The organism is Formicincola oecophyllae, assembly GCF_006542395.2.
Taxonomy (GTDB): Bacteria; Pseudomonadota; Alphaproteobacteria; order Acetobacterales; family Acetobacteraceae; genus Formicincola; species Formicincola oecophyllae.
In genome coordinates, this window is record NZ_CP038231.1 from 361,601 (window position 1) to 383,466 (window position 21,866).

Consider the following 21,866-nt stretch of genomic DNA (forward strand, 5'->3'; position numbering starts at 1 on the left):
TGGCAGTGAAATAGGGGAAATGCCCTTTAAGCATTGGCAGCTTGAGCTGCCGCCTGGGCTGGTGTGAGGGGCTTGGGCTGAGGTTCAACAGAGGCTGGGGCAGCAGCTGGCTGGGTAAGTGCAGGCGCCTGCACGTGGGGGGCAGTGGCCGCAGTCTTTTCACCGCCCTCTAAATAGGCAGCGCTGCCAGGCACAGCTGCAAGGGCCTGAAAAACATGATGGGTGGTGCCATTGCCCAACTTCACAAACTGAGGCGCCCCCAAGGGGAAGAGCCCCCTGCCGCCCCACCAGCGCACTTTGTCAGCCAAAACATTGAAGGCCTCTGAAACGCATTGATCCCGGGTGAGGTCCTCTATGGCCACTGTGACAACATGGTAGGTTTCGTTCATCACATCTCTCCTGCCCCTTAAATCAGGCGTACTTTCAGGCGTCATCAGTCTGGGCGGGGCTGATGGGCGTGCCATCATCCTCTCACAAGGGCATGAACGCAACCGCTCCTTGTCGTGGAAACCACATAAAAACGCTCTTAGCTTGTTAAATCCCTAAACCACAGCGTAAAAACAGAATTCCTTCAATCCCATCCCAGAGTGACCACACAGCAAAACACCCTGCCAGCCAAAGGCCAGCAGGGTGTTTTGGACAGGAGCCGCTTTCAGGAAGCGGAGCCATCAAAATGAAGCCTGGCCATGCCAGGCTTCAGGGCAAATCAGCCATCACCATTGATGGTTTCAGTCGCCAGAATGACGACGTCACCTTCAGGGGCAGCTTCCTGGGCTGCTTCTTCTGCAGCGGCTTCAGCGTGCAGTTCACCCAAGATGTCATCCTGGTCCTGGTCAGGCACAACAGCTTCACCACGCGCCTGGCGCTCGGCCTCTTCCTCAGAACGGGCCACATTGACCTGAACGGGAATGACCACTTCAGGGTGCAGAGACACCTGCGCTTCAGTGATGCCAAGGTTCTTGATGGGCGCTGGCAGACGAACCTGCTGGCGCGCCACGGTCAAACCCGCCTTAGTGACGGCCTGGGCGATGTCACGGGCTGTGACGGAGCCATAAAGTGCACCACTGTCACCAGCCTGACGGATCAGCACCACAGCCAGGTCAGCCATGCGCTCGGCAAGGCGTTCAGCCTCTTCGCGGCGCTGGATGTTCTGCGCTTCAAGCTGGGCGCGCTGCTGTTCAAAGCGGGCGCGGGCATTTTTAGTGGCACGAAGCGCCATACCCTTAGGCAGAAGGAAATTGCGCGCAAAACCTGGCTTGACATGGACGATGTCGCCCATTTGGCCAAGATGCTCAACGCGCTGAAGGAGAATGAGTTCAGTCAAAGCCATGACCAAGCCTCCCTTAGTTGACGACGAACGGCAGAAGGGCGAGCAAGCGGGCACGCTTGATGGCGATGGCCAGCTCACGCTGCTTCTTAGCCGAAACGGCCGTGATGCGGCTCGGCACGATTTTGCCGCGCTCAGAAAGGAAGCGGCTCAGAAGGCGCACGTCCTTATAATCGATTTTCGGCGCGTTAGGGCCAGAAAAAGGGCAAGACTTGCGGCGACGATAAAACGGGCGGCGCGCACCAACAGCAAGGCGGCGTTCAGCAGGGTTGACGCCCTGGTTGTTTTCTGTGTCAGCCATTGGTGATCACTCCTCTTCCTGGGCAGCCTGGCGTGGGGCGCCATCACGGTTCTCGCGGCGCTCACCACCACCAAAACCACCACTGCGGCCACCACGGCCAGAAGCGAAACGTCCGCCACTGCCGCCCTGGCCACCGCGCTCGCCGCGGCCACCACGTTCACCACGGCCGCCACGCTCATCGCGGCGGGCCATCATGGCGCTGGGGGCTTCGTCAATCTCATCCACGCGCAAGCTCATCACGCGCAGGACATCCTCATTGAGGCCCAGCTGGCGGCGCATTTCATCCATGGCTTTGCTTGGCGCATCAATACCCAGAAGGACATAGTGGCCCTTACGGTTTTTCTTGATGCGGTAAGCCAGGGTGCGGAGGCCCCAGAACTCTTTTTTCTTGATAGAACCATCGAATTCGCCAAGCAGCGTGCCGATGTTCTCAACCAGCGCTTCCACCTGTGAAGGGGAAACGTCATTCCGCGCAATCAGCACGGTTTCGTACAGAGGCATGTGTGCTCCCTTCGGATAAGGTCAACCTAGCCCTGCAGCCTGGGCTTTCATCAAGCGCAAGGGGGACAGGTATAGCCGCGCAGGGTTGCCTGTGACGGCCTGCACGGCAGGGAAAGCGTTCCATAGCCTTTCAGGGCTTGCATGGCAAGGCCGCCTGACTGTCAGGCGCTGATGATGTCGAGCCCAATGTCGAGCCCCGTGACGGAATGGGTGAGCGCGCCTAAGGATATGACATCCACCCCTGTTTCGGCCACAGCGCGCACTTGGCCAGGCTTAATCCCACCTGAAGCCTCCGCCAGGGCATGGGGGGCTTTTTGATGAATCATGGCCACAGCTTTGCGCAGGGTTTCAGGACCCATGTTGTCCAGCAGATACACGTCAGCGCCAGCTGGGCGTTGCTCTTCTGCCTGCTGGCGGGCTGCATGGTCCAGCGCTTGGGAAAGCTGTTCCAAGGTGTCCACCTCAAGCTCAATCTTGGTGAGATGGCCAGCGTGGGCACGTGCGGCGGCCAGAGCTTTTTCCACACCGCCAGAAAGGGCGAGGTGATTGTCCTTGATCATGATGGCGTCATCGAGACGGTAGCGGTGGCTGCCCCCCCCGCCCAGTCTGACGGCGTGTTTCTGCAGGGCCTTGAGGCCAGGCAAGGTTTTGCGCGTGGCGCAGATGGCTGGCGTCTTCCCCCCTGGCCCCGCATTGCGGACCTGCGCGACCAATTCGGCTGTGCGCGTTGCAATGCCGCTGAGGTGGGTGAGGATATTGAGAGCCGTGCGTTCCCCAGCCAGGATGACATGGGCAGGCCCTGTGACTGTGGCCAGGACATCGCCAGGCTTGATGGTGGCGCCATCCTGCATGCGGGCTTCAAACACAACCTTCCCCAAGGTGGGGTCGCCCAGGGCTTCAAAGGTCATGCGTGCCCCAGGCAAACCAGCTACCACCCCCTTTTCGCGCGCCACGAAGGAAGCCGTGACCTGGGTTGCAGCCGGCACCACTGCTTGGCTGGTGAGGTCACCAGCCGTTCCCAGATCTTCCGACAAGGCCGCTTGGACAGCTTGCCGCCAGAGAAAGGGGGGAAGGTTGAGGGTTGAAGAAAGAGGTTTGGGGGTCATTGCAGGGTGCACTCCTGATGGGGTCAGGCCAGGACATCGCCAAGGATCAAGCTTTGACGGGGCATTTCCGAAGGGGGGCGGCAAGTTGGGTAATCTGAGCGCGCATGGGCGCCCCGGCTCTCACAACGCCTTAAGGCTGCTTCTGCGACAAAACACCCCATCAATGCGGCATCATCATGGGGTGTCAGCGGACGGAGCTTGTCAAGGAGGGCTGAGAGCCCTTCCTGGTTGCGGTTAATGCCAGCATACTGCCACATCAAGGCCCCCACGTCTGGCAACGGTTTTTGGAGGGGCTGTTGAAGAGGCACTGAAGGAGTGGAGGCGGCGTGAGGAGTGCCCTGGCCAGGTGATTGGGCTGCCAAGGGGTGCTGGTTGATGTCCCCTGCAGCCCAGGCCCCTGTGACGAAGGCTTCCAGCAAGGAATTGCTTGCCAAGCGGTTAGCACCGTGAAGCCCTGTGCAGGCAGCTTCCCCCACAGCGTAAAGCCCAGGCACGGTGCTGCGGCAAGCGCCATCCACCATAATGCCCCCCATGTGGTAATGCATGGCTGGGCGCACAGGGATGGGGTCTTGCTCTGGATTGACGCCATGCTCCAAGCAGCGTGCGAAGATGGTGGGGAAAAGCTCTGAGAAACGCCCCCCAGGCAAGCGCCGCGCATCCAGAAAAACCCTGTGGCCTGCAGCAAGGTGCTGAGCCAAAGCGCGGGAGACGACATCGCGCGGCGCCAGTTCCTCTGTAAAGCGCTGGCCTGTCTCATCAATCAGTTTGGCGCCAGCGCCGCGCACAGCCTCACTAACCAAGGGACGCTGGCCAGGGGTGCCCGTGTCCAGGACAGTAGGGTGGAATTGGGTGAATTCCATGTCAGCAAAAGCGGCCCCCGCCCGTGCAGCCAAGGCAAGGCCACCGCCCTTCTGACCTTCTGGCACGGTGGTGGCATTGTAAAGGCCGCCAAGGCCGCCTGTTGCCATGATGATGTGCGCTGTAGGCAGGATGAAGGTGCCTTCAGGTAAAGCGATTTCAAGACCTGCCACATGGCCATGCTGCGTGATGATGCGTTGCGCCTGCGCTGGCGCGAGAACGTGGATGCTTGGTTTTGCTAAGGCTTGACGCACCAGGGCTTGCGTCATCAAGCGCCCTGAGGCGTCACCGCCTGCAAAAAGCACACGGGGGCGGCTATGCGCTGCTTCCAAATGCAGAGCGAGGGCGCCCTTGTCATCACGGGCGAAAGGCACCCCCCATGCCAGTAATTGGCGCACAGCTTCAGGGCCAGCAGTCGTCATGCGGCGCACAACGGCTTCATCACACAGTCCAGCGCCCGCAGCCAAAGTGTCCTGGGCATGTTGGGCTGGGCTATCCCCCGGTCCCACGGCCGCTGAAAGCCCCCCCTGGGCCAAAGCGCTTGACCCCCCCATACCCAGGGGGGCGTTATTGATTAGGACGCAAGGCCCCTTCAAATGAAGCGCCGTGCTGAGGCCAGCCACGCCAGCACCCACGATCACGGGCAAACCCGCAAGACCATCCAATCCAGCCATAGCAGGGGGAGAAGCCATGGGGCTTCAAACAGCCAGCATGCGTTCAACAGAGGCACGGGCCTTCTCCGCCAGGTGCGGCGGGATGGTCACGGGCGTTTGCATAGTTTCAAGCGCATGACGGATGCCCTTGAGGGTGATGCGCTTCATGTGGGGGCACAGATTGCAGGGCCGCACAAACTCTGTGCCTGGGTTGAGCTGGGCCAAATTGTCGCTCATGGAGCATTCCGTTACCAGAAGCGCTTTCTCAGGTTTTTCCTGCGCGATGAAGTTGATCATGTCAGCTGTGGAGCCGGAGAAATCGGCGGCCTCAATCACAGGTGGGGGGCATTCTGGGTGGGCCACCACCACCACGCCAGGATGCATGACGCGGTATTGCTTGATTTGGCGCGGGGTGAACTGCTCGTGCACTTCACAATGGCCAGGCCAGGTAATGGCTTTGATGCCCGTTTCCTTGCTGATGTTAGCAGCTAGGAATTCATCTGGAATCATGATGACGCTGTCTGTGCCCGCTTGTTCAGCAGCATGTTTCATCACGCGCTTGGCATTGCCTGAAGTGCAGCAGATGTCCGTTTCAGCTTTGACCTCTGCGCTGCTGTTAACGTACGTCACCACAGGCACGCCTGGGTGCTGGGCCTTAAGGGCGCGCACATTCTCCGCCGTGATGCTTTCTGCAAGCGAACACCCGGCCTTGGGGTCTGAAATCAAGACCGTTTTGTCTGGGTTGAGCAACTTTACGGTTTCAGCCATGAAATGCACCCCGGCCATTAGGATGACGTCAGCCTCCAATCCCTGCGCTTTGCGCGCCAGGGCCAGGCTGTCCCCCTGGATGTCTGAAATGCAGTGGAAGATTTCTGGCGTTTGGTAATTGTGCGCCAAAATAACCGCGTTGCGCTCTTTTTTCAGGCGCAGGATAGCAGCGATGTCATCGCGGAAATGCGTGTCCCAGTGTTCCCGGGTCATCAAGCGCGCGACAGTGCTGTAAAGCCGGTCTGCCTCTTGCGGCGAAAGGGAGGGGCTGTTGTCCATCAAGGTCAGTTCCCTTGTTCTCAGCAGGCTGGAGCAGCGCCCCTAGCCCAGGGCTGGCTAATTCTAGAAGCCCCCTTACTGGAATGTCCATATGTTTCATGCTGGTGTGGGCTGCGCTTAGCGCTGTAAGCTTGCTGGTCCCGCAAACGGTGATCCTAGCGTTAAGCTCAGCCATGCTTACAGGGGCCGCGACGTTAGCGCAGCCCCCATCACAGTGCCCCTAAAGGAAATCTTTCATGAAATCCCCAGCCAGCCTCTTGAATAACCCTCCCCATAGTATGGGTCGTGGTCTGTTGTCCCTAATGGCTGTGGTATTTTCAGGTGCGCCACGCTTGGTATGGGCTGCAGGGCTTCCAGCTGCGGCCCCTCAAACAACGGCTTCTGGGCTGCATGGCCTCAATTTGTGCTTGGCCATCGGGGCGTGCACCCTAGCTGAACTGGTTTCTATCCTGCTGATTGCTGGGGGCGCGAACACGGGACGCAAAATGGGTTTGCTGGCTGGCATCGCGCTTCAAGCTGTGGCGCTGTGGCTGGGTGCCAAGGCTTTTGGATACTAAAAGAAGCCCAGAAAACTGTGCTGTGGCGGGCAACCACCCCACCCAGCTAGATGGCCTACAAGCCACAAGCCCACAAGCAGTGCATAAAAAACCCTCCCCACTATCATGCGGGAAGGGTTTTCAGGCAACAGCCTTAGCAGACTCCCACTAAGCGCCTTGCGGCAGGCCCGCTTCAGTCATCCAGGAAGGAGCGCAACTTGCGTGACCGGGAGGGGTGCTTGAGCTTGCGCAAGGCTTTGGCCTCAATCTGCCTGATGCGCTCACGCGTAACGTTGAACTGCTGGCCCACTTCCTCAAGGGTGTGGTCAGTGTTCATGCCAATGCCAAAGCGCATGCGCAGAACGCGTTCCTCACGCGGGGTGAGGGAAGCGAGGACACGCGTTGTGGCTTCGCGCAGGTTGGTTTGGATGGCGGCATCCAGCGGGATGACAGCAGCTTTGTCTTCGATAAAGTCGCCCAGGTGACTGTCTTCCTCATCACCTATAGGGGTTTCGAGGGAAATCGGCTCCTTAGCGATTTTGAGGACCTTGCGCACTTTCTCAAGCGGCATGCCGAGCTTCTCAGCCAATTCCTCTGGCTGCGGCTCACGGCCGATCTCATGCAGCATCTGGCGTGACGTGCGGACCAGCTTGTTGATGGTCTCAATCATGTGCACAGGAATGCGGATGGTCTTGGCCTGGTCAGCGATGGAACGCGTGATGGCCTGCCTGATCCACCATGTGGCATATGTAGAGAACTTGTAACCACGGCGGTACTCGAACTTGTCCACCGCCTTCATCAAACCAATATTGCCTTCCTGGATCAGATCCAGGAACTGCAAGCCACGGTTGGTGTATTTCTTGGCGATGGAAATCACCAGGCGCAAATTGGCCTCGATCATCTCCTTCTTGGCGCGGGTGGCGTCACGCTTGCCTTGCGAAATGGTTTGGTAAACCTGCCTGAACTCGCCAACAGGCAGGCCGGCTTCAGCTGAAAGGGCGCCGACTTCGCTGCGCAAGGCTTCCAGCTTTTCAATGTTCTTAGGACCAGTGAGGGTTTTCCAGCCCTTGGGCAAGGCGCGCGCGGCCTCCACCCAGTCGGGGTCCAGTTCGTGGTCACGGTAATAACCCAGGAAGTCCTCACGGCTGATTTTGCAGCTTTCAGCCAAGCGCAGCAATTTTCCCTCAACAGCGTTGAGCTTCTTGATGGAGCTGTCCATGCCGCTTACCAGCTCGTCAATCTTGTTGTTGTGCAGCGACAGGCTGCTAACAAGCTTGATGATGGTGGCCCGCGTGGCCTCGTATTCCGTCTCGATCGCTTCAGGCACATCCTCACCCTTACCCATGAAGGCCAGACGGCGGTTCTGGAGTTCAGTCAACTTCCCATGAAGGGGGGCGAAAACCTCGAAACGCTCCATAATCTCAGGGCGCAGTTTCTCCTCAAGCGCTGAAAGGGGGATGGTGGGGGAGCTGCCAGCGTCCCCATCGGCCTCATCATCCGCATCGTCGTCAGACTCCTCTTCAGAGGATTCAGGGACGTCCTCACCGTTCTCTGGAACGTCTGGCGTATTCATGGCCTCTAGGTCCACCAATTCACGCAGGAGGATTTCGTCACGCTTAAGCTGTTCATACCAGCTTTGGATGGCGTTGAAGGTCAGGGGGCTGCGGCACAGCCCTTCAATCATTTCATTGCGGCCAGCCTCAATGCGCTTGGCGATGGCGATCTCACCCTCACGCGAGAGAAGCTCCACTGCGCCCATTTCACGCAGGTACATGCGCACGGGGTCATCAGTGCGGCTTGCGGCCTCAGCATCCACATTGCCGCCCTGCGGTTCCTCATCTGCGCTTTTGCGGGTGCTGCGGCGCGTGGTTTCGGTTTCATCGGTATCATCGTCAGCATTGGGGCTGGGGTCGTCATCACTGTTGTCGTCATCCTCAACCACCTGGATGCCCATATCGTTAAGAGCAGCCATGACATCCTCAATCTGCTCGGAGGTCATCTTGTCCTGCGGCAGGACAGCGTTGAGGGCGTCAAAGGTGATGTGGCCGCTGGCCTTGCCTTTGGCAATCAGGTTCTTGACTGCCGCCGAGCGCACGTCGAGGGGGGCATCGTCACCCGACGTCGCTTGATCGGCCGCAGAATCTGATTTCGTTGCCATGCCTGTCTCCGTCAACGCAAAAATCCCCATTCAGCCTTAAATCGGCTGCTATGTCATGGTGCAGATGGGCAAGTGCCCTCTTCAAGTCAAGTCATGACAAGGGGATTGGCCAGTAAGAATGTGCCTGTTTGCCCTGCCACCACCAGACAAGGCAAGGGAAAGGGCGAGCTTTCCTGAAGATTTTACAACGATTCTCACTAGCAAAACGCGGTCGAGCGTTTAAAGGGCCAGGTTGACCTCCTCCCCCAAGCCCCCATCGCGCAGCCGCCCCAATATGTCCAACCGCGCCTGCAGAGCGGGCGGGAACTCAGCTAATGTGGAAAGGTCAAGCGCATTGAGCTCTGCCTCCACCTCGCGTTCAAAGTTCTGGGCGTTCACCAGGGCGTAAAGATGAAGCCAGGTTTGAAGGGGGGTGATGGCGATCATGCCATCTTCAGAGGTCCGCCCTTCCTTTTCCTGTTCCACCAACGCGCGGGAGAGGTGGGCGCTTTGGCCTGCCCATTCCTCCGCTTTCTTAAGGACCGCTCCTAGCCCTTCCTCTTCAAGGGCGCTGACGCAATCCTTGTTGTCAGTCAGGCTGGCGCGCCCTTGGGCAATGTTAGCCGCATACACCACCCACCAGTCCAACAGGCCAGCCTGCAGCGGCGTCAGGTCATCATCCATGGGAAGGCGGCTGAGGTCAGTGGCCACATGGTGAAGCAATGTCGGGCGCCTGATGGCCAGCACCAGCAGCAACGCCAGCCGGCCTTTGCCACCGCTTGGGGAGGGATTTTTCCTCAAAGCGCACCCGGCCAGGTCAAGCCCCTGCAAAGGGGGCGTTCCCAGACGCTCGCCCCGCTTTGGCCATGGGCCAGGACGCCTTTGGAAAGCGTGTTGCGCAGGCGCGCTGGCGCGCTGGCTTCTGAAGCGCTTGAAGAACAGATCAAGGAATGTGCTGCGGTACTCCCCCCCCAAGGCCTTGTCAGGGATGGTGGCGGCGAGGTCAGTCAAGGCGCGGCGCAGGCGTCCCCGCTCATCGGGCCCTTCATCGCGCAACGTGCCCAGCAGCAAGCTAAAGGTGGCTTCAGCCAAAGGTTGCGCGCTGTCAATCAAGGCTGCCAAGGCGGCCGGGCCATGGCTACGCAGCAGTGAATCAGGGTCATCACCCCCAGAAAGCGTGCAGAAACGCACCCCATGCCCCACCTGGAGCTTGGCCAAGGCCAGTTCAGCCACGCGCAATTGCGCTTTCTGGCCTGCCTTGTCACCATCAAAGCACACTATGAAGGTAGGCGCTGTGCGCCATAGCAGCGCTATCTGCTCTTCCGTCACGGCGGTGCCCAAAGGGGCCACAGCCCCTTCAAAGCCCCCTTGGTCAAAAGCGATCACGTCCATGTAGCCTTCAGCCACGATTAAGGGCTGGCCACCGCGCACGGCCTCACGGGCACGATGAATGTTGAAAAGCGTGCGCCGCTTAGCGAACAGGGGCGTTTCAGGACCATTGAGGTATTTGGGCTGCCCATCGCCCAACACACGCCCCCCAAAGGAGACCAGGCGGCCGCGCACGTCATGGATAGGGAAGGTAAGGCGGTTGAAGAACAGCTCCCGACCAGGCCTGCCCTGGGCATCTGGGCGCAGCAGCCCAGCCTCCGCCAGCTGTTCGGGCTTCAGTGGCACAGAACCAGGCGCAGCGTGGTTCAGCCTAGCCAGCAAGCTGCGCCCATTGCCAGACCAACCCAAGCCAAAGCGTTCCTCCGTGCGCGCGTCAATGCCGCGCTTGTGCAGGTAGGTACGCGCCTGCGCCCCTTCAGGCTGGTGAAGGTTCAAACGCCACTGGGCCTGGACGCGCTCAGTGACGCTGCCCAAAGCACGGGCCTTCTCCTTTTTTTGGGCGGCGCGCCTGGCTGCCTCCGGGCTTTCCTGGGGGATTTCAAGGCCTGCCATGGAGGCCAGGATCTCCACCGCATCCCTGAAACCATGGCCTTCCGCTTTGATGAGCCAGCTTATGGCATCGCCATGCTCCTGGCAGGAGAAGCAATGGTAATGGTCGTCATAAACATAAAAGGAGGGGGTTTTCTCCCCGTGGAAAGGACAGCATGTTTTCCAATGCTGCGATGAGCGCACCAGCTTGTGGCGCTTGCCAATCAGCTGCACCAAGCTAGTGCGGGCGCGCAGGGCATCAAGGAAAGTGTGGTCAATGGCCATGGTGCCCTCCTTTCACGCTCTCAGGATTTGGGAACAGTGGCTTAGGCGGCCTGGTTGCCCCGCCCCCTTAAGCACACTTTGGCCCCACCTCTGCCAAGGTCAAAAGGCGGGGAAGGCGTCAGCCTGACTCCTCAGCCCAGCTTGGCTTTGACCATAGGGGCTGCGCGGGCAGCGTCCAAAGCAGGGCCAAAACGGCCTTTCAAAACGCCCATGACTTTGCCCATGTCCTTCATGGAGGTGGCACCCGTGCTCGTGACAGCCTCAGCAACGGCTGCTTCAAGATCAGCATCAGAAGGGCCTTGAGGCAAATAGGATTCAATCACGGCGATTTCGCCTTCCTCCTTCTCAGCCAGTTCGGGGCGCCCACCCTGGCGGTAGAGGGCTGCTGATTCAGTGCGCGACTTGATCATGGAGCGCAGCGCGCCCATTACGTCGCTTTCCGTGACGTCCCCAGAACCGGCGCGGGCGGCCACATCCAGGTCCTTGAGCTTGGCAGTGATGGCGCGCAGGCGTGCGACCTGCGCCATGTCCTTGGCTTTCATGGCTGTTTTGAGGTCAGCCATCACTTGCTGGCGAATGTCCATGGATTCTTCTCCCTAATATTCTCCCACACCTAGTGGGTCAGGCTGCCTAGCACGGGCCATGGTGGGCTCCAACTTTGACGGCCCAACCCTTCATGGGAACTTTTTTCCCAGGGCGCGTCTAAGTCATAGCATTGTGGCCTTGACAGTGTGGGAAAAAAATTCCCATCTCTTCCCAACAGGCAGTGTCTGACAACACACCAATGGAGCCAGAGAACCCACCTATGCAGGATGTGGACAGCATTATCACGGCCGCTGGTGGTGCGGCTCATGTGGCCAGGCTTGCCGGCGTTGGTTCAGAAGCCGTGCGCAAATGGCGCCAGTCAGGTGCCATCCCCGCCAAGCATTGGCCCCTTTTCCTAAGCTTCCCTGGGGTGAACATGGCAATGTTGACTGCTCTTGCGCCACGACAGAAATCCACCACGCTGCGCCCCAAGCCGCTTCAGGCTCAGCGCGCCGCCACACCACCTGCTCCCTCCACCCACCATGGGAAGGACCGCATGACCCAACGCACCACCCCCAACCACTTGCGCGCTAACCTGCACCAACCTGCTGGGGCGACCGCAGCCCTCATTTTGGCTGATGGTACCGTCCTATGGGGTCGGGGCTTTGGCGCCTACACCCCTGCTGAAGGTGGCCAAGTAGCGGAGCTCTGCTTCTGCACAGCCATGAGCGGTTACCAGGAAACGCTGACCGACCCTTCCTTCACAGGGCAGATCATCACCTTCACCTTCCCCCACATTGGCAACACAGGCACCAATGCTGAAGACCATGAAGCCAGCCATATGCTGGCCGCTGGCATGGTGGTGAAGGACATGGTCACAGAGCCATCCTCCTGGCGCAACGAAGGTGGCGCTGAAGGTGACCTGCGCGCTTGGCTTACACGGCAGGGCAAGCCAGGCATCGCTGGGTTGGACACGCGTTTCATCACCCGCCTGCTGCGCGACCACGGGCCACAGTCCGCCGTCATCGCCTACCCAGCTGAAGGTCAGGTGGACGTGAAAAGCGCCCTTGAGCGGGTGCGGCTTTGGGAAGGGCTGGAAGGGGCCGATTTGGGCAGCCAAGCGGCCAGGCCGGCGCGAAGCTGGGACAAGGGGCGCTGGGAGGGGTTCATCATGCCCAAAGCCCCCACAGGCACGCCGCGCCGCGTTGTCGCGCTGGATTTCGGCGCCAAGGACAACATCCTGCGTTCCCTGGTCAGCGCGGGCTGCGCGGTGCAGGTCCTGCCAGGGACAGCCAGCTTTGAAGACATCATGGCACAGGCGCCAGAAGGTGTGTTCCTCTCCAATGGGCCTGGGGACCCTGCCGCCACAGGGGTGAAGGTGGTGCCCGTGCTGAAGAAGCTGCTTGAAAGCGCCATACCCTTGTTTGGCATCTGCCTGGGCCACCAGCTGCTGGCCCATGCGCTCGGTGGCAAGACCACGAAAATGGCCCGCGGCCATCATGGGGCCAACCAACCCGTGAAGGACCTGGCGACCGGCCGGGTGGAGATCACCAGTCAAAACCATGGTTTCGCTGTGGATGAGGCCAGCTTGCCTGCAGATGTGGTGGTGACTCACCGCAGTCTGTTTGACGGCACCAATGAAGGCATCGCCTCCCCCCGTCACAAGGCGTTCTCCGTTCAGTACCACCCTGAGGCCAGCCCCGGGCCGACAGACAGCCAGCACTTGTTCCAGCGCTTTGTGGCCAACATTGACGCAGCACGTGCAGCGCGCGCCAACACCCAAACCAGCCCGAACACCTAAAGGGGGGAGGACACACCATGCCTAAACGCACCGACATCAAGTCCGTTCTCATCATCGGCGCAGGCCCCATCGTCATCGGTCAGGCCTGCGAGTTCGACTATTCAGGCGCCCAGGCCTGCAAAGCCCTGAAGGAAGAGGGCTATAGGGTCATCCTGCTGAACTCCAACCCCGCCACCATCATGACGGACCCAGAGCTTGCTGACGCCACATATGTGGAGCCCATCACGCCTGAGTTTGTCGAGCGCATCATCTTGAAGGAAAAGCCTGATGCCGTCCTGCCCACTATGGGCGGGCAGACGGCGCTCAACGCTGCCATGGCGCTGGACAAGTCCGGTTTCCTCAAAAAGCACAATGTGGAGCTAATCGGCGCGCGCGCCGATGTCATCGACCGCGCCGAGGACCGCCTGAAGTTCCGTGAAACCATGGACAAGTGCGGCATTGAAAGCCCGCGCTCAGTCATCGCCCACAGCCTGGAGGAGGCCCGTGCCGCCTTGGAAGAGACAGGCCTGCCAGCCATTATCAGGCCTTCCTTCACCATGGGTGGTTCTGGCGGCGGCATCGCCTACAACCGGGAGGAGTTTGAGCGCATCGTCACGGGCGGGCTTGACGCCTCCCCCACCACTGAGGTCCTGGTGGAGGAATCCATCATCGGCTGGAAAGAGTACGAAATGGAGGTGGTGCGCGATAAAGCCGACAACTGCATCATCGTCTGCTCCATTGAAAACATTGACCCCATGGGCATCCACACGGGTGATTCCATCACCGTGGCCCCGGCCCTGACTTTGACGGACAAAGAGTACCAGCGCATGCGCGATGCCTCCATCGCATGCTTGCGCGCCATCGGGGTGGAAACGGGCGGATCTAACGTTCAGTTCGGCGTTAACCCCAAAGATGGGCGCATGGTCGTCATTGAGATGAACCCCCGCGTCTCGCGCTCAAGCGCGCTGGCCTCCAAGGCCACGGGGTTTCCCATCGCGGCTGTGGCGGCCAAGCTGGCCGTAGGCTACACGCTTGATGAGCTCAGCAACGACATCACAGGTGTCACCCCCGCCAGCTTCGAGCCCAGCATCGATTACGTGGTGACTAAGATCCCGCGCTTCACGTTTGAAAAGTTCCCCAACACCCCTGCCCTCCTCTCTACCTCCATGAAGTCGGTTGGGGAGGCCATGGCTGTGGGGCGCACCCTAGCTGAATCGCTCCAGAAGGGCCTGCGCTCCATGGAGACTGGCCTCAATGGGCTGGACCCGGTGGAAGCGCCTGGGGATGGTTCCCATGACGCTTACCGCGCCGCCCTGACGGAGCCACGCCCAGGGCGCATCCTCATGGTGGCGCAGGCCATTCGCGCTGGCCTGCCGCTTGATGAGATCCAGCGCGCTTGCCATTTCGACATGTGGTTCCTGCGCCAGCTGGAACAGATCGTGCGCGCTGAGGGCAAGCTCGCTAGCGAGGGCGTTCCCCAGAACCCAACGGAGCTGCGCGCTGTGAAGGCCATGGGCTTTTCTGATGCGCGCATCGCCGAACTCACCAACCAGACGCCAAGCACCATCGCCACCTTGCGCGAGGAAATGCACGTCCACCCGGTCTATCGCCGCATTGACACCTGCGCTGCCGAGTTCGCCACCCACACAGACTATTTCTACGCCACCTATGAAGGTGGCCTGAACGAACCCCATTGCGAGGCCGAGCCCACAGCCCGCCGGAAGGTCGTCATCCTGGGGGGCGGTCCCAACCGCATCGGCCAGGGCATTGAGTTCGACTATTGCTGCGTCCACGCAGCCTATGCCCTGCGCGATGCTGGGATTGAGACCATCATGGTCAACTGCAACCCTGAGACCGTCTCCACAGACTACGACACTTCAGATAGGCTCTATTTTGAACCCTTGACAGCTGAGGACGTTATCGCCCTCATCCGCAAGGAACAGCAAAACGGCACCGTTCTGGGCTGCATTGTGCAATATGGCGGCCAAACCCCCTTGAAGCTCTCCAAAGCTCTGGAAGAGGCGGGCATCCCCATCCTCGGCACCCCTGTGGATGCCATCGACCGCGCTGAGGACCGCGAGCGCTTCCAGGCCATGCTCAAGAAACTGGGGCTGCGCCAACCGCGCAACGCCATTGCCCGCACCCCTGAAGAGACCTTGGAGAAGGCAGAGGAGGTTGGCTACCCCGTTGTCGCCCGCCCCTCCTACGTGCTGGGTGGCCGCGCCATGGAGATCGTCCATGACCGCGCTGGCCTCACCCGTTACCTGGACACCGTCCTGCGGGCCGCTGGCGATGAGGTGTCCGCAGGCCCCGTGCTGCTTGACCATTACTTGAATGACGCCATTGAAGCTGACGTTGACTGCGTGGCTGATGGTGATCATGGGGACGTCTACGTGGCTGGCGTGATGGAGCATATTGAGGAGGCCGGCATCCACTCAGGTGATTCCGCCTGTTCCCTGCCGCCTTACACCCTCTCTCCCGCGCTGGTGGCGGAACTGAAGTCCCAGACCGCCGCCATGGCGCGGGAGCTCGGCATCAAAGGCCTTATGAACGTGCAGTTCGCCATCAAGGATGGGGAGGTGTTCGTCCTAGAGGTTAACCCGCGCGCCTCCCGCACGGTGCCTTTTGTCTCCAAGGCCACAGGGGTGCCTGTGGCGCAGGTAGGCGCCCGCGTGATGGCCGGCGCCAAGCTTGCCGACTTCGCGCTGGAGGGGCGCCCCTCACGCCCCCACGTAGCGGTGAAGGAAGCCGTGTTCCCCTTCAACCGCTTCCCAGGCACGGACACCATCCTGGGCCCTGAGATGCGCTCCACAGGGGAGGTCATGGGCTTGGCACCCCAATTCGACATGGCCTTCGCTAAGTCCCAGCTGGCTGCCGGGGTGGAACTGCCCAAAGCGGGCACTGTGTTCATTTCCGTGCGTGACAGCGACAAAAAGGCCATCACCGCTGTGGCGCGCAAGCTGGCCGACATGGGCTTCAAGTTGATGGCAACGCAAGGCACGGCGCGACACCTGGAAAAAGAAGGGTTGAAGGTCATCCCCGCCAACAAAGTCCTGGAAGGACGCCCCCATTGCGTGGACGCCATGCGCGATGGCGATGTGCAGCTGGTCATCAACACCTCCACCAGTGGCCAGAGCGCGCATGACAGTTACGACATACGCCGCACTGCCCTGACCATGGGCATCCCACACTACACCACCATCGCTGGCGCGCGCGCCGCAGCCTATGGCATCGCTGTGCTGCGGGACGGCACGCCTGAAGTCGCCCCGCTTCAAAGCTACTTCCCTGAACCCTTCAGGGGCACAGGCCACTGAGGGGGTCTACAGCCTGGGGTGGCTAGCGTTCTTGCGCGGGCGGCCCCACATCGGTTAGGCTTGCAGCATTCATCCAAAACCATGGCGTTTTGCCACTGCCCTTTACCAAAGGGGCGGTGGCAAGGTGCTTATGGTCTTTTGAAGCCCTGCCTTGCTATGGGCACGGCTTCCGTCCCTCCATTCAAGGTTTTTGAGGAGTCACGCCATGCAGAAAACACCCATGACCGCCCAGGGCCTCAAACATCTTGAAGATGAGTTGCGCCGCCTGAAAACGGAGGAGCGCCCCGCCGTCATCCGCGCCATTGCTGAGGCACGCGCCCATGGCGACCTTTCAGAGAACGCTGAATATTCCGCAGCCCGTGAGAAGCAGTCCTTCATCGAAGGGCGCGTTTTGGAACTGGAGGCCCTGATTTCCACAGCAGAGGTCATCGATCCCAGCACCCTTTCAGGTGACCGCGTTCAGTTCTCAGCCTTCGTCACGCTGGTGGATGAGGAGACCGACAAGGAAAAGACCTGGCAAATCGTTGGGGAGCAGGAGGCCGACATCAAAACAGGCCGCCTTTCCGTTGGTGCGCCCTTGGCCAAAGCCTTGATTGGCAAGGAAGTTGGCGACACCGTCTCCGTCCCAGCTCCTGGCGGCGACCGCACTTACGAAATCCTCAAGGTCACGTACAAATGACCTTCAACTAAACATCATCAAGGGTTTGATTTGAGAGGCCACCACGTCAAGAACCTTCAAAAGGTTCTCCTCCATTTGTTTGGTGGCCTCCTCAGTTTCCATCTTCGTGGAACTGACGACTTTTGATATTTCGCTATCCTCCACCATAGGTTCTTTAAGTTGAGGTGTACTCCCTTTATTGGAGGATACACCATGCCTATGTGTAAATCCGTAGTCACCTACTATTTCATTGATTATTAATGATATTTTCTTCCAATCCTCATCAATAAGATTGGGAAATACCCATTCTATATATTTTGAAGAATGGACCCTGAACTCAGGAATGGGCTGGCCCCAAGCGTTAGAGCCTGGATGTTTTCCCGGTAACGCTTCCAAACATCCCAGCGCAATTGAAACAATTTCATGTTCCGTTCCGAGATTTGCGTCTCGGTCTGTTGTTTTGTGAACGCCTGTTGGCGTTCAGTAGTTTCTTTGCAGGCTGTCGCCTGTGAACGCGTCTGCCGCCATTGCATCACTGCCAGGATGAACATGCCTATGGGAGAGAAGATTGGCACCGCCACAGACAAGATGTGCGACACTTGCTGAAGCAACAGAGACAGACTGACCAATTATCACTTCCTTGCCTTGTCAGAGCGCGCTTGAATGGGCTGGCGCACTGCCTGGGGCTGGCAAGTATTCATCAAAAAGCGATGCGATGTTGCGCACGAAGGCCCGCCCCAGCTCCGTCACCTTCAAGTGGCGGTTCCCCCCCCCCTGGCTGCCCGGGCCCAGCACCAGCAGGCCGTCATCCACATACTGCCCAATCTGCCTGTCCAGTTCTGGAAAGGCGTGGCCTGGGGCCTCTTCATCCAAATCAACCTCCAGCAGGCACATCAGCTTGTCGATGACGCGCGCGCGCACGCTGTCATCGCCCACACGCTCCAAACCGTGCAGGACGGGCCGGCTTTGCGGGCGCGCTTTCATGGCGTTTTTGTACATGGCCGCTGAAGGGGCGTTCTGCGTCAAACCCTGGGGGTAGGATGAAATGGCTGAAGCCCCCATGCCAACCAGAACCTTGGCCTTGTCCACGGTGTAGCCCTGGAAATTGCGGCGCAGCGTACCCTGGCGCACAGCTTCAGCCATGCTGTCGCTGGGCAGGACGTAATGGTCCAGCCCCACCACCTGGTAACCGTCCCGCTTCAAGACAGCGTCAATGGTTTGGCGCTGCACCAGGCGTTCACGCACCTGGGGCAGGGTGCTTTCATCAATCAAGCGTTGGCGCTTCTGTTTCCAGGGCACGTGGGCATAGCCAAACACCGCCAAGCGCTCCGGCTGCCAAGCAGCAACGCGTGCTGCTGTGCGCGCAACGCTTTCAGCCGTTTGGCGGGGCAGGCCATAGATAAGGTCTATGTTGATAGCCTGAATGCCGGCAGCGCGGACCGCCCTAATGCATTCAGCCGTCAATTCCTCCGTCTGCCTGCGGCCACAGGCTTCCTGCACGTCCTCTTCCAAATCCTGCACGCCGAAACTGACGCGGTTAAAGCCCATTTCATGAAGCTGGGGCGGCACGTCCTCAGGTAAGTGGCGGGGGTCCAGCTCAATGGAAATTTCAGCGTCATCAGCCAGGGGGAAACGTTCGCGGATACGTTCCATGACGCGCCGCATGGCCGCCATGGGCAGGCTGGTTGGCGTGCCACCCCCCCAATGGAGGTGGGTGATGGGGTGTTCAGCCCCCGTCAGGCCATGAACGCGGTCAACCTCATCGAGAAGCAGTTCACCATAAGCCAGCCGGCTTTCAACACGGCGCACCACAGCAGTGTTACAAGCACAAAAACTGCAAAGCTCGTCACAGAACGGCACGTGAAAATAAAGTGAAAGTGCCTCCCCCCCAGGCAGGGCACGCAGCCACTCAGCTTCCTTGGCAGCATTCACCTGGGCATTGAAGCGCGTGGCGGGGGGGTAGCTGGTGTAGCGCGGAATCAAGCGTCCGTAACGCGGCAACAAGGCCGATATGGCCTCTACGTCCTGTTCAACGCCCGCAATCAGGCTGGCAATGTCAACAGCGCTGCTGCCGTGGACTTCTGCATCTGCATAGGGGTGAACCATGGCGCTTGAATCCATCAAAGGGTGAAACACTTCTCACAATTAAAGAGGCGGGGGAATTGGATTGGGCATGGGGGCCATGCGCAACGCTTCATAACAGCCGATTAAAGAAAAAGTAATCTTTAAGTCACATTCAGGCCCCTGAAGGCGTGAAATCCAAGGCTAGGCCATTGACGCAATGGCGCATGGTTGTGCCTTCGGGGTGCTCCTGGGCGGTGGGGCCATCGTCAAAAACATGGCCTAAATGCCCCCCGCAACGCGCGCAGTGGATTTCTGTGCGGGTCATGTTGTGGCTGTGGTCAGCCCGTGTGGCAATGGCGCCTTCAGTGCCCTGGGTGAAGCCAGGCCAGCCACAGCTAGTGGGGAACTTGGCGCTGCTTTTATAAAGGGGCGCGCCACAGCCAGCGCAGCTGTAAAGGCCAGCGCGCCCCTCCTGGTTGAGGGGGCTTGAGAAGGGTGGCTCTGTGGCGCCCTCCAACACAGCGCGCCTGGCGGCAGCCATAAAAGGGTCAGAGGCCGTTTTGAGGGAGGGGCTGGGGGCGCTTGCTGGGGAGCGGTTGTTCATGCCGGCACTTTAACAGAGTGATAACCGATTGGTCAGCCCTTGTGGTGTCGTCAAACCACTCCCATTTTTGAAACAGGACGTTCACTATGCCCTGCAGGCACCTGCCTGCCCAACCATCTTTTTAAGAGAGCCGCACAATGACATTGGACGATTTCAAGACCATCCTCACTGAATTTGAGGCCAGCCAGTCCCCCCGCATGAATTTGTGGCGCCGCAACGGCTACCATTCCGTGCTGTGCCGCCACCATGAAACCCTTTCCATCAAGGGTGACAACCTTTTGGTCGTGCCCAAGGATGCCCCTGAGAAACGCCTCTACACCGCCATCAGCGAAATTGAGTGCGTTTCTTTCTAAACATCTAAGGCTGGGAGGGGCCGCAGGCATCCTAACCCATGCGCCGCGCGCTTCCCTGCCATGAATGTGCCTGCCACAAGGCACACGCGCCCTGCTGGGCCGTTTACATCTGCAGCCCCTGGCCCGATATGTGGGGCGACGCGTCCACATGCCAGCCACCCTGCTAACGCTCTGCCGGTGGCACCATGGCACGTTGAAAGCCCTCCCCCTGTGGAGGGCTGGCAAGACCACAGCGCCCACAGTGGGCGCTTTTGTTGAAGGAGTGACACATGTCCCAGCCCAAACAGCGCCCTGTGATGCTGACCATCCTTGATGGCTTCGGTTACCGTGACGACAGCGCCGACAACGCTGTGCGCATGGCCCACATGCCCGTGTTCAACAAGCTGTGGAACGAATTCCCGCACAGCCTCCTGGAAGCCAGCGGCGAAGCCGTGGGGCTGCCCGCCGGCCAGATCGGCAACTCCGAGGTCGGCCACATGAACATCGGCGGTGGCCGCGTTGTCCTGCAGGACCTGCCGCGCATCACCAAAGCGTGCCAGGATGGCTCCATCGCCCAAAACCCTGTCCTGGTCGGCTTCATTGACGCGCTGAAAAAGTCTGGCGGCACGTGCCAGCTCCTTGGGCTGTGCTCCAAAGGTGGCGTGCACTCCTACCAGGAACACATCGTGGCGCTGGCCAAGACTGTGGCTGCCGCTGGCATCCCCGTTGTGCTGCACCTGTTCAGCGATGGGCGCGACGTTGCCCCTGAATCAGGCATTGAGTACTTCAAGGAAGTCATGGCCGAACTACCCAAGGGCGTGACCATCGGCACTGTTGGCGGCCGTTACTACGGCATGGACCGTGACAACCGCTGGGACCGTGAGAAGCTTGCCTTCGACGCCATCCGTTATGGTGAAGGCCCGCACTTCCCCAACCCCATCGCTGTGCTGGAAGACCAGTACAAGAAAGATAGCCGTGGTGACGAGTTCGTCATCCCCGCCGTTATCGATGGCTACAAGGGCATGAAGGATGGTGACGGCCTGCTGTCAGCCAACTTCCGCGCTGACCGCATCCGCCAGATCATGGATGCGCTGGTCCTGCCTAACTTCGACGGCTTCGACCGTGGTCCTGGCAACCCCATCAAATGGGCTGCTGTCGCGACCATGACCGCTTACTCAGACACGCTCTCCAGCTATGTCCAGGTCCTGTTCCCACCAGAAATCTTGACGGAGACACTGGGTCAGATCGTCTCTGAGAACGGCCTCAAGCAGATCCGCATGGCCGAGACGGAGAAGTACCCCCACGTCACCTACTTCTTCAATGGTGGCCAGGAGAAGAAGTTCCCAGGCGAGGACCGCATGCTTGTGGCCTCCCCCAAGGTCGCGACCTATGACCTGCAGCCTGAGATGAGCGAGCCTGAGCTGGCGGACGATGCCGTCAAGGCCATCAATTCCGGCAAGTACGACATGATCGTCCTGAATTTCGCTAACCCGGACATGGTTGGCCATTCAGGCCGCCTGGACGCCGCCATCAAAGCCTGTGAAGCTGTGGACAATGGCTTGGGCAAAATCATTGAAGCCATCAAGAAGCAGAATGGCGTGTTCCTGCTGACGGCGGACCACGGCAACTGCGAGGTGATGAAAAACCCCAAGACCGGCAAACCCCAGACGGCCCACACCACCAACCCGGTGCCTTTCCTGGTGGCTGACTGGAAGCCTGGCTTCCAGTTCAAGCTGGAGAACGGCGCGCTTTGCGACATCGCCCCAACCATGCTGCAAATCATGGGGCTGAAGCAGCCAGCGCAGATGACCGGTCATTCCCTGATCGTCAAGGAAGACTGAAGCTGGCACGGACAGTGACAGCAGGGTGGGGGCTGACACCCCCGCCATCCCCACGAGGCGGGCGCGCCTTCCCCGTGCGC

At 59.8% G+C, this 21,866-nt stretch carries 19 protein-coding genes; 6 read left to right on the forward strand and 13 right to left on the reverse strand.

From position 1 onward, the window contains the following. Nucleotides 1-26: 26 nt before the first annotated feature. From E3E12_RS01585 to nadA, 7 genes are all read right to left on the reverse strand, one after another. Complete coding sequence (locus E3E12_RS01585) at nucleotides 27-389, reverse strand: hypothetical protein (protein ID WP_141442748.1); 363 nt, start codon at nucleotides 387-389, stop codon at nucleotides 27-29. A gap of 317 nt (nucleotides 390-706) precedes the next feature. Next, nucleotides 707-1,330, reverse strand: coding sequence for a 50S ribosomal protein L9 (gene rplI, locus E3E12_RS01590; protein ID WP_141442749.1), 624 nt, complete (start codon nucleotides 1,328-1,330; stop codon nucleotides 707-709). A 13-nt stretch (nucleotides 1,331-1,343) separates the two neighbouring features. Then, nucleotides 1,344-1,628, reverse strand: coding sequence for a 30S ribosomal protein S18 (gene rpsR, locus E3E12_RS01595; RefSeq protein ID WP_141442750.1), 285 nt, complete (start codon nucleotides 1,626-1,628; stop codon nucleotides 1,344-1,346). Nucleotides 1,629-1,634: 6 nt separating this feature from the next. Next, on the reverse strand, nucleotides 1,635-2,129 hold the full coding sequence (gene rpsF / locus E3E12_RS01600; protein ID WP_141442751.1) for a 30S ribosomal protein S6: 495 nt from the start codon (nucleotides 2,127-2,129) through the stop codon (nucleotides 1,635-1,637). A gap of 161 nt (nucleotides 2,130-2,290) precedes the next feature. Next, entirely contained in the window at nucleotides 2,291-3,235 is a 945-nt protein-coding gene (gene nadC / locus E3E12_RS01605; protein WP_141442752.1) for a carboxylating nicotinate-nucleotide diphosphorylase, read from the reverse strand. A gap of 23 nt (nucleotides 3,236-3,258) precedes the next feature. After that, the gene (locus tag E3E12_RS01610; protein ID WP_240810533.1) at nucleotides 3,259-4,785 is read right to left on the reverse strand and encodes an L-aspartate oxidase; all 1,527 of its coding nucleotides are present in this window, start codon (nucleotides 4,783-4,785) and stop codon (nucleotides 3,259-3,261) included. A 6-nt stretch (nucleotides 4,786-4,791) separates the two neighbouring features. Continuing rightward, nucleotides 4,792-5,793 (reverse strand): quinolinate synthase NadA, encoded by a 1,002-nt coding sequence (gene nadA / locus E3E12_RS01615; RefSeq protein WP_141442753.1) that lies wholly within the window; start codon nucleotides 5,791-5,793, stop codon nucleotides 4,792-4,794. A gap of 236 nt (nucleotides 5,794-6,029) precedes the next feature. Between nadA and E3E12_RS01620 the strand changes: the two genes are divergently transcribed. Then, nucleotides 6,030-6,350 (forward strand): hypothetical protein, encoded by a 321-nt coding sequence (locus E3E12_RS01620; RefSeq protein ID WP_141442754.1) that lies wholly within the window; start codon nucleotides 6,030-6,032, stop codon nucleotides 6,348-6,350. 172 nt (nucleotides 6,351-6,522) lie between these two features. On the opposite strand, the gene rpoD is transcribed toward E3E12_RS01620, so the two are convergent. The 3 genes from rpoD to E3E12_RS01635 form a co-directional block, all read right to left on the reverse strand. Next, entirely contained in the window at nucleotides 6,523-8,487 is a 1,965-nt protein-coding gene (gene rpoD, locus E3E12_RS01625) for an RNA polymerase sigma factor RpoD (RefSeq protein ID WP_141442755.1), read from the reverse strand. Between the two features lie 219 nt (nucleotides 8,488-8,706). Continuing rightward, the gene (gene dnaG, locus E3E12_RS01630) at nucleotides 8,707-10,668 is read right to left on the reverse strand and encodes a DNA primase (RefSeq protein WP_141442757.1); all 1,962 of its coding nucleotides are present in this window, start codon (nucleotides 10,666-10,668) and stop codon (nucleotides 8,707-8,709) included. A gap of 131 nt (nucleotides 10,669-10,799) precedes the next feature. Continuing rightward, a complete protein-coding gene (locus tag E3E12_RS01635) occupies nucleotides 10,800-11,252 on the reverse strand; it encodes a GatB/YqeY domain-containing protein (protein ID WP_141442758.1) in 453 nt (150 codons plus the stop codon). A 200-nt stretch (nucleotides 11,253-11,452) separates the two neighbouring features. On the opposite strand from E3E12_RS01635, the gene carA reads away from it, so the two are divergent. The 3 genes from carA to greA all read left to right on the forward strand — a co-directional run bounded on the left by carA (nucleotide 11,453) and on the right by greA (nucleotide 16,966). Continuing rightward, nucleotides 11,453-12,994, forward strand: a complete 1,542-nt coding sequence (carA, locus tag E3E12_RS01640; RefSeq protein ID WP_141442759.1) for a glutamine-hydrolyzing carbamoyl-phosphate synthase small subunit — start codon at nucleotides 11,453-11,455, stop codon at nucleotides 12,992-12,994. A 17-nt stretch (nucleotides 12,995-13,011) separates the two neighbouring features. After that, on the forward strand, nucleotides 13,012-16,287 hold the full coding sequence (carB, locus tag E3E12_RS01645; protein WP_141442761.1) for a carbamoyl-phosphate synthase large subunit: 3,276 nt from the start codon (nucleotides 13,012-13,014) through the stop codon (nucleotides 16,285-16,287). 205 nt (nucleotides 16,288-16,492) lie between these two features. Then, nucleotides 16,493-16,966 carry a transcription elongation factor GreA gene (greA, locus tag E3E12_RS01650; RefSeq protein ID WP_141442762.1) on the forward strand — a complete coding sequence of 158 codons (474 nt, stop codon included), beginning with the start codon at nucleotides 16,493-16,495 and terminating at the stop codon, nucleotides 16,964-16,966. A gap of 3 nt (nucleotides 16,967-16,969) precedes the next feature. Here greA and E3E12_RS01655 read toward each other — a convergent pair whose 3' ends face one another. The 3 genes from E3E12_RS01655 to msrB form a co-directional block, all read right to left on the reverse strand. Then, nucleotides 16,970-17,341 (reverse strand): hypothetical protein, encoded by a 372-nt coding sequence (locus tag E3E12_RS01655; RefSeq protein WP_141442763.1) that lies wholly within the window; start codon nucleotides 17,339-17,341, stop codon nucleotides 16,970-16,972. A gap of 252 nt (nucleotides 17,342-17,593) precedes the next feature. Next, the gene (hemN, locus tag E3E12_RS01660; protein WP_141442765.1) at nucleotides 17,594-19,051 is read right to left on the reverse strand and encodes an oxygen-independent coproporphyrinogen III oxidase; all 1,458 of its coding nucleotides are present in this window, start codon (nucleotides 19,049-19,051) and stop codon (nucleotides 17,594-17,596) included. Nucleotides 19,052-19,181: 130 nt separating this feature from the next. Continuing rightward, nucleotides 19,182-19,613, reverse strand: coding sequence for a peptide-methionine (R)-S-oxide reductase MsrB (gene msrB / locus E3E12_RS01665; RefSeq protein WP_141442766.1), 432 nt, complete (start codon nucleotides 19,611-19,613; stop codon nucleotides 19,182-19,184). A gap of 137 nt (nucleotides 19,614-19,750) precedes the next feature. Between msrB and E3E12_RS01670 the strand changes: the two genes are divergently transcribed. Together E3E12_RS01670 and gpmI are read left to right on the forward strand one after the other, a co-directional pair. Continuing rightward, a complete protein-coding gene (locus E3E12_RS01670) occupies nucleotides 19,751-19,966 on the forward strand; it encodes a hypothetical protein (RefSeq protein ID WP_141442768.1) in 216 nt (71 codons plus the stop codon). 269 nt (nucleotides 19,967-20,235) lie between these two features. Beyond that, complete coding sequence (gene gpmI, locus E3E12_RS01675) at nucleotides 20,236-21,786, forward strand: 2,3-bisphosphoglycerate-independent phosphoglycerate mutase (protein WP_141442769.1); 1,551 nt, start codon at nucleotides 20,236-20,238, stop codon at nucleotides 21,784-21,786. Nucleotides 21,787-21,866 lie beyond the last annotated feature (80 nt).

Bases quoted from the DNA above. Each gene is read 5' to 3' on its own strand.
- E3E12_RS01585 (WP_141442748.1), bottom strand. From the start codon at position 389: ATGAACGAAACCTACCATGTTGTCACAGTGGCCATAGAGGACCTCACC.
- rplI (WP_141442749.1), bottom strand. From the start codon at position 1,330: ATGGCTTTGACTGAACTCATTCTCCTTCAGCGCGTTGAGCATCTTGGC.
- rpsR (WP_141442750.1), bottom strand. From the start codon at position 1,628: ATGGCTGACACAGAAAACAACCAGGGCGTCAACCCTGCTGAACGCCGC.
- rpsF (WP_141442751.1), bottom strand. From the start codon at position 2,129: ATGCCTCTGTACGAAACCGTGCTGATTGCGCGGAATGACGTTTCCCCT.
- nadC (WP_141442752.1), bottom strand. From the start codon at position 3,235: ATGACCCCCAAACCTCTTTCTTCAACCCTCAACCTTCCCCCCTTTCTC.
- E3E12_RS01610 (WP_240810533.1), bottom strand. From the start codon at position 4,785: ATGGCTTCTCCCCCTGCTATGGCTGGATTGGATGGTCTTGCGGGTTTG.
- nadA (WP_141442753.1), bottom strand. From the start codon at position 5,793: ATGGACAACAGCCCCTCCCTTTCGCCGCAAGAGGCAGACCGGCTTTAC.
- E3E12_RS01620 (WP_141442754.1), top strand. From the start codon at position 6,030: ATGAAATCCCCAGCCAGCCTCTTGAATAACCCTCCCCATAGTATGGGT.
- rpoD (WP_141442755.1), bottom strand. From the start codon at position 8,487: ATGGCAACGAAATCAGATTCTGCGGCCGATCAAGCGACGTCGGGTGAC.
- dnaG (WP_141442757.1), bottom strand. From the start codon at position 10,668: ATGGCCATTGACCACACTTTCCTTGATGCCCTGCGCGCCCGCACTAGC.
- E3E12_RS01635 (WP_141442758.1), bottom strand. From the start codon at position 11,252: ATGGACATTCGCCAGCAAGTGATGGCTGACCTCAAAACAGCCATGAAA.
- carA (WP_141442759.1), top strand. From the start codon at position 11,453: ATGGAGCCAGAGAACCCACCTATGCAGGATGTGGACAGCATTATCACG.
- carB (WP_141442761.1), top strand. From the start codon at position 13,012: ATGCCTAAACGCACCGACATCAAGTCCGTTCTCATCATCGGCGCAGGC.
- greA (WP_141442762.1), top strand. From the start codon at position 16,493: ATGCAGAAAACACCCATGACCGCCCAGGGCCTCAAACATCTTGAAGAT.
- hemN (WP_141442765.1), bottom strand. From the start codon at position 19,051: ATGGTTCACCCCTATGCAGATGCAGAAGTCCACGGCAGCAGCGCTGTT.
- msrB (WP_141442766.1), bottom strand. From the start codon at position 19,613: ATGAACAACCGCTCCCCAGCAAGCGCCCCCAGCCCCTCCCTCAAAACG.
- E3E12_RS01670 (WP_141442768.1), top strand. From the start codon at position 19,751: ATGACATTGGACGATTTCAAGACCATCCTCACTGAATTTGAGGCCAGC.
- gpmI (WP_141442769.1), top strand. From the start codon at position 20,236: ATGTCCCAGCCCAAACAGCGCCCTGTGATGCTGACCATCCTTGATGGC.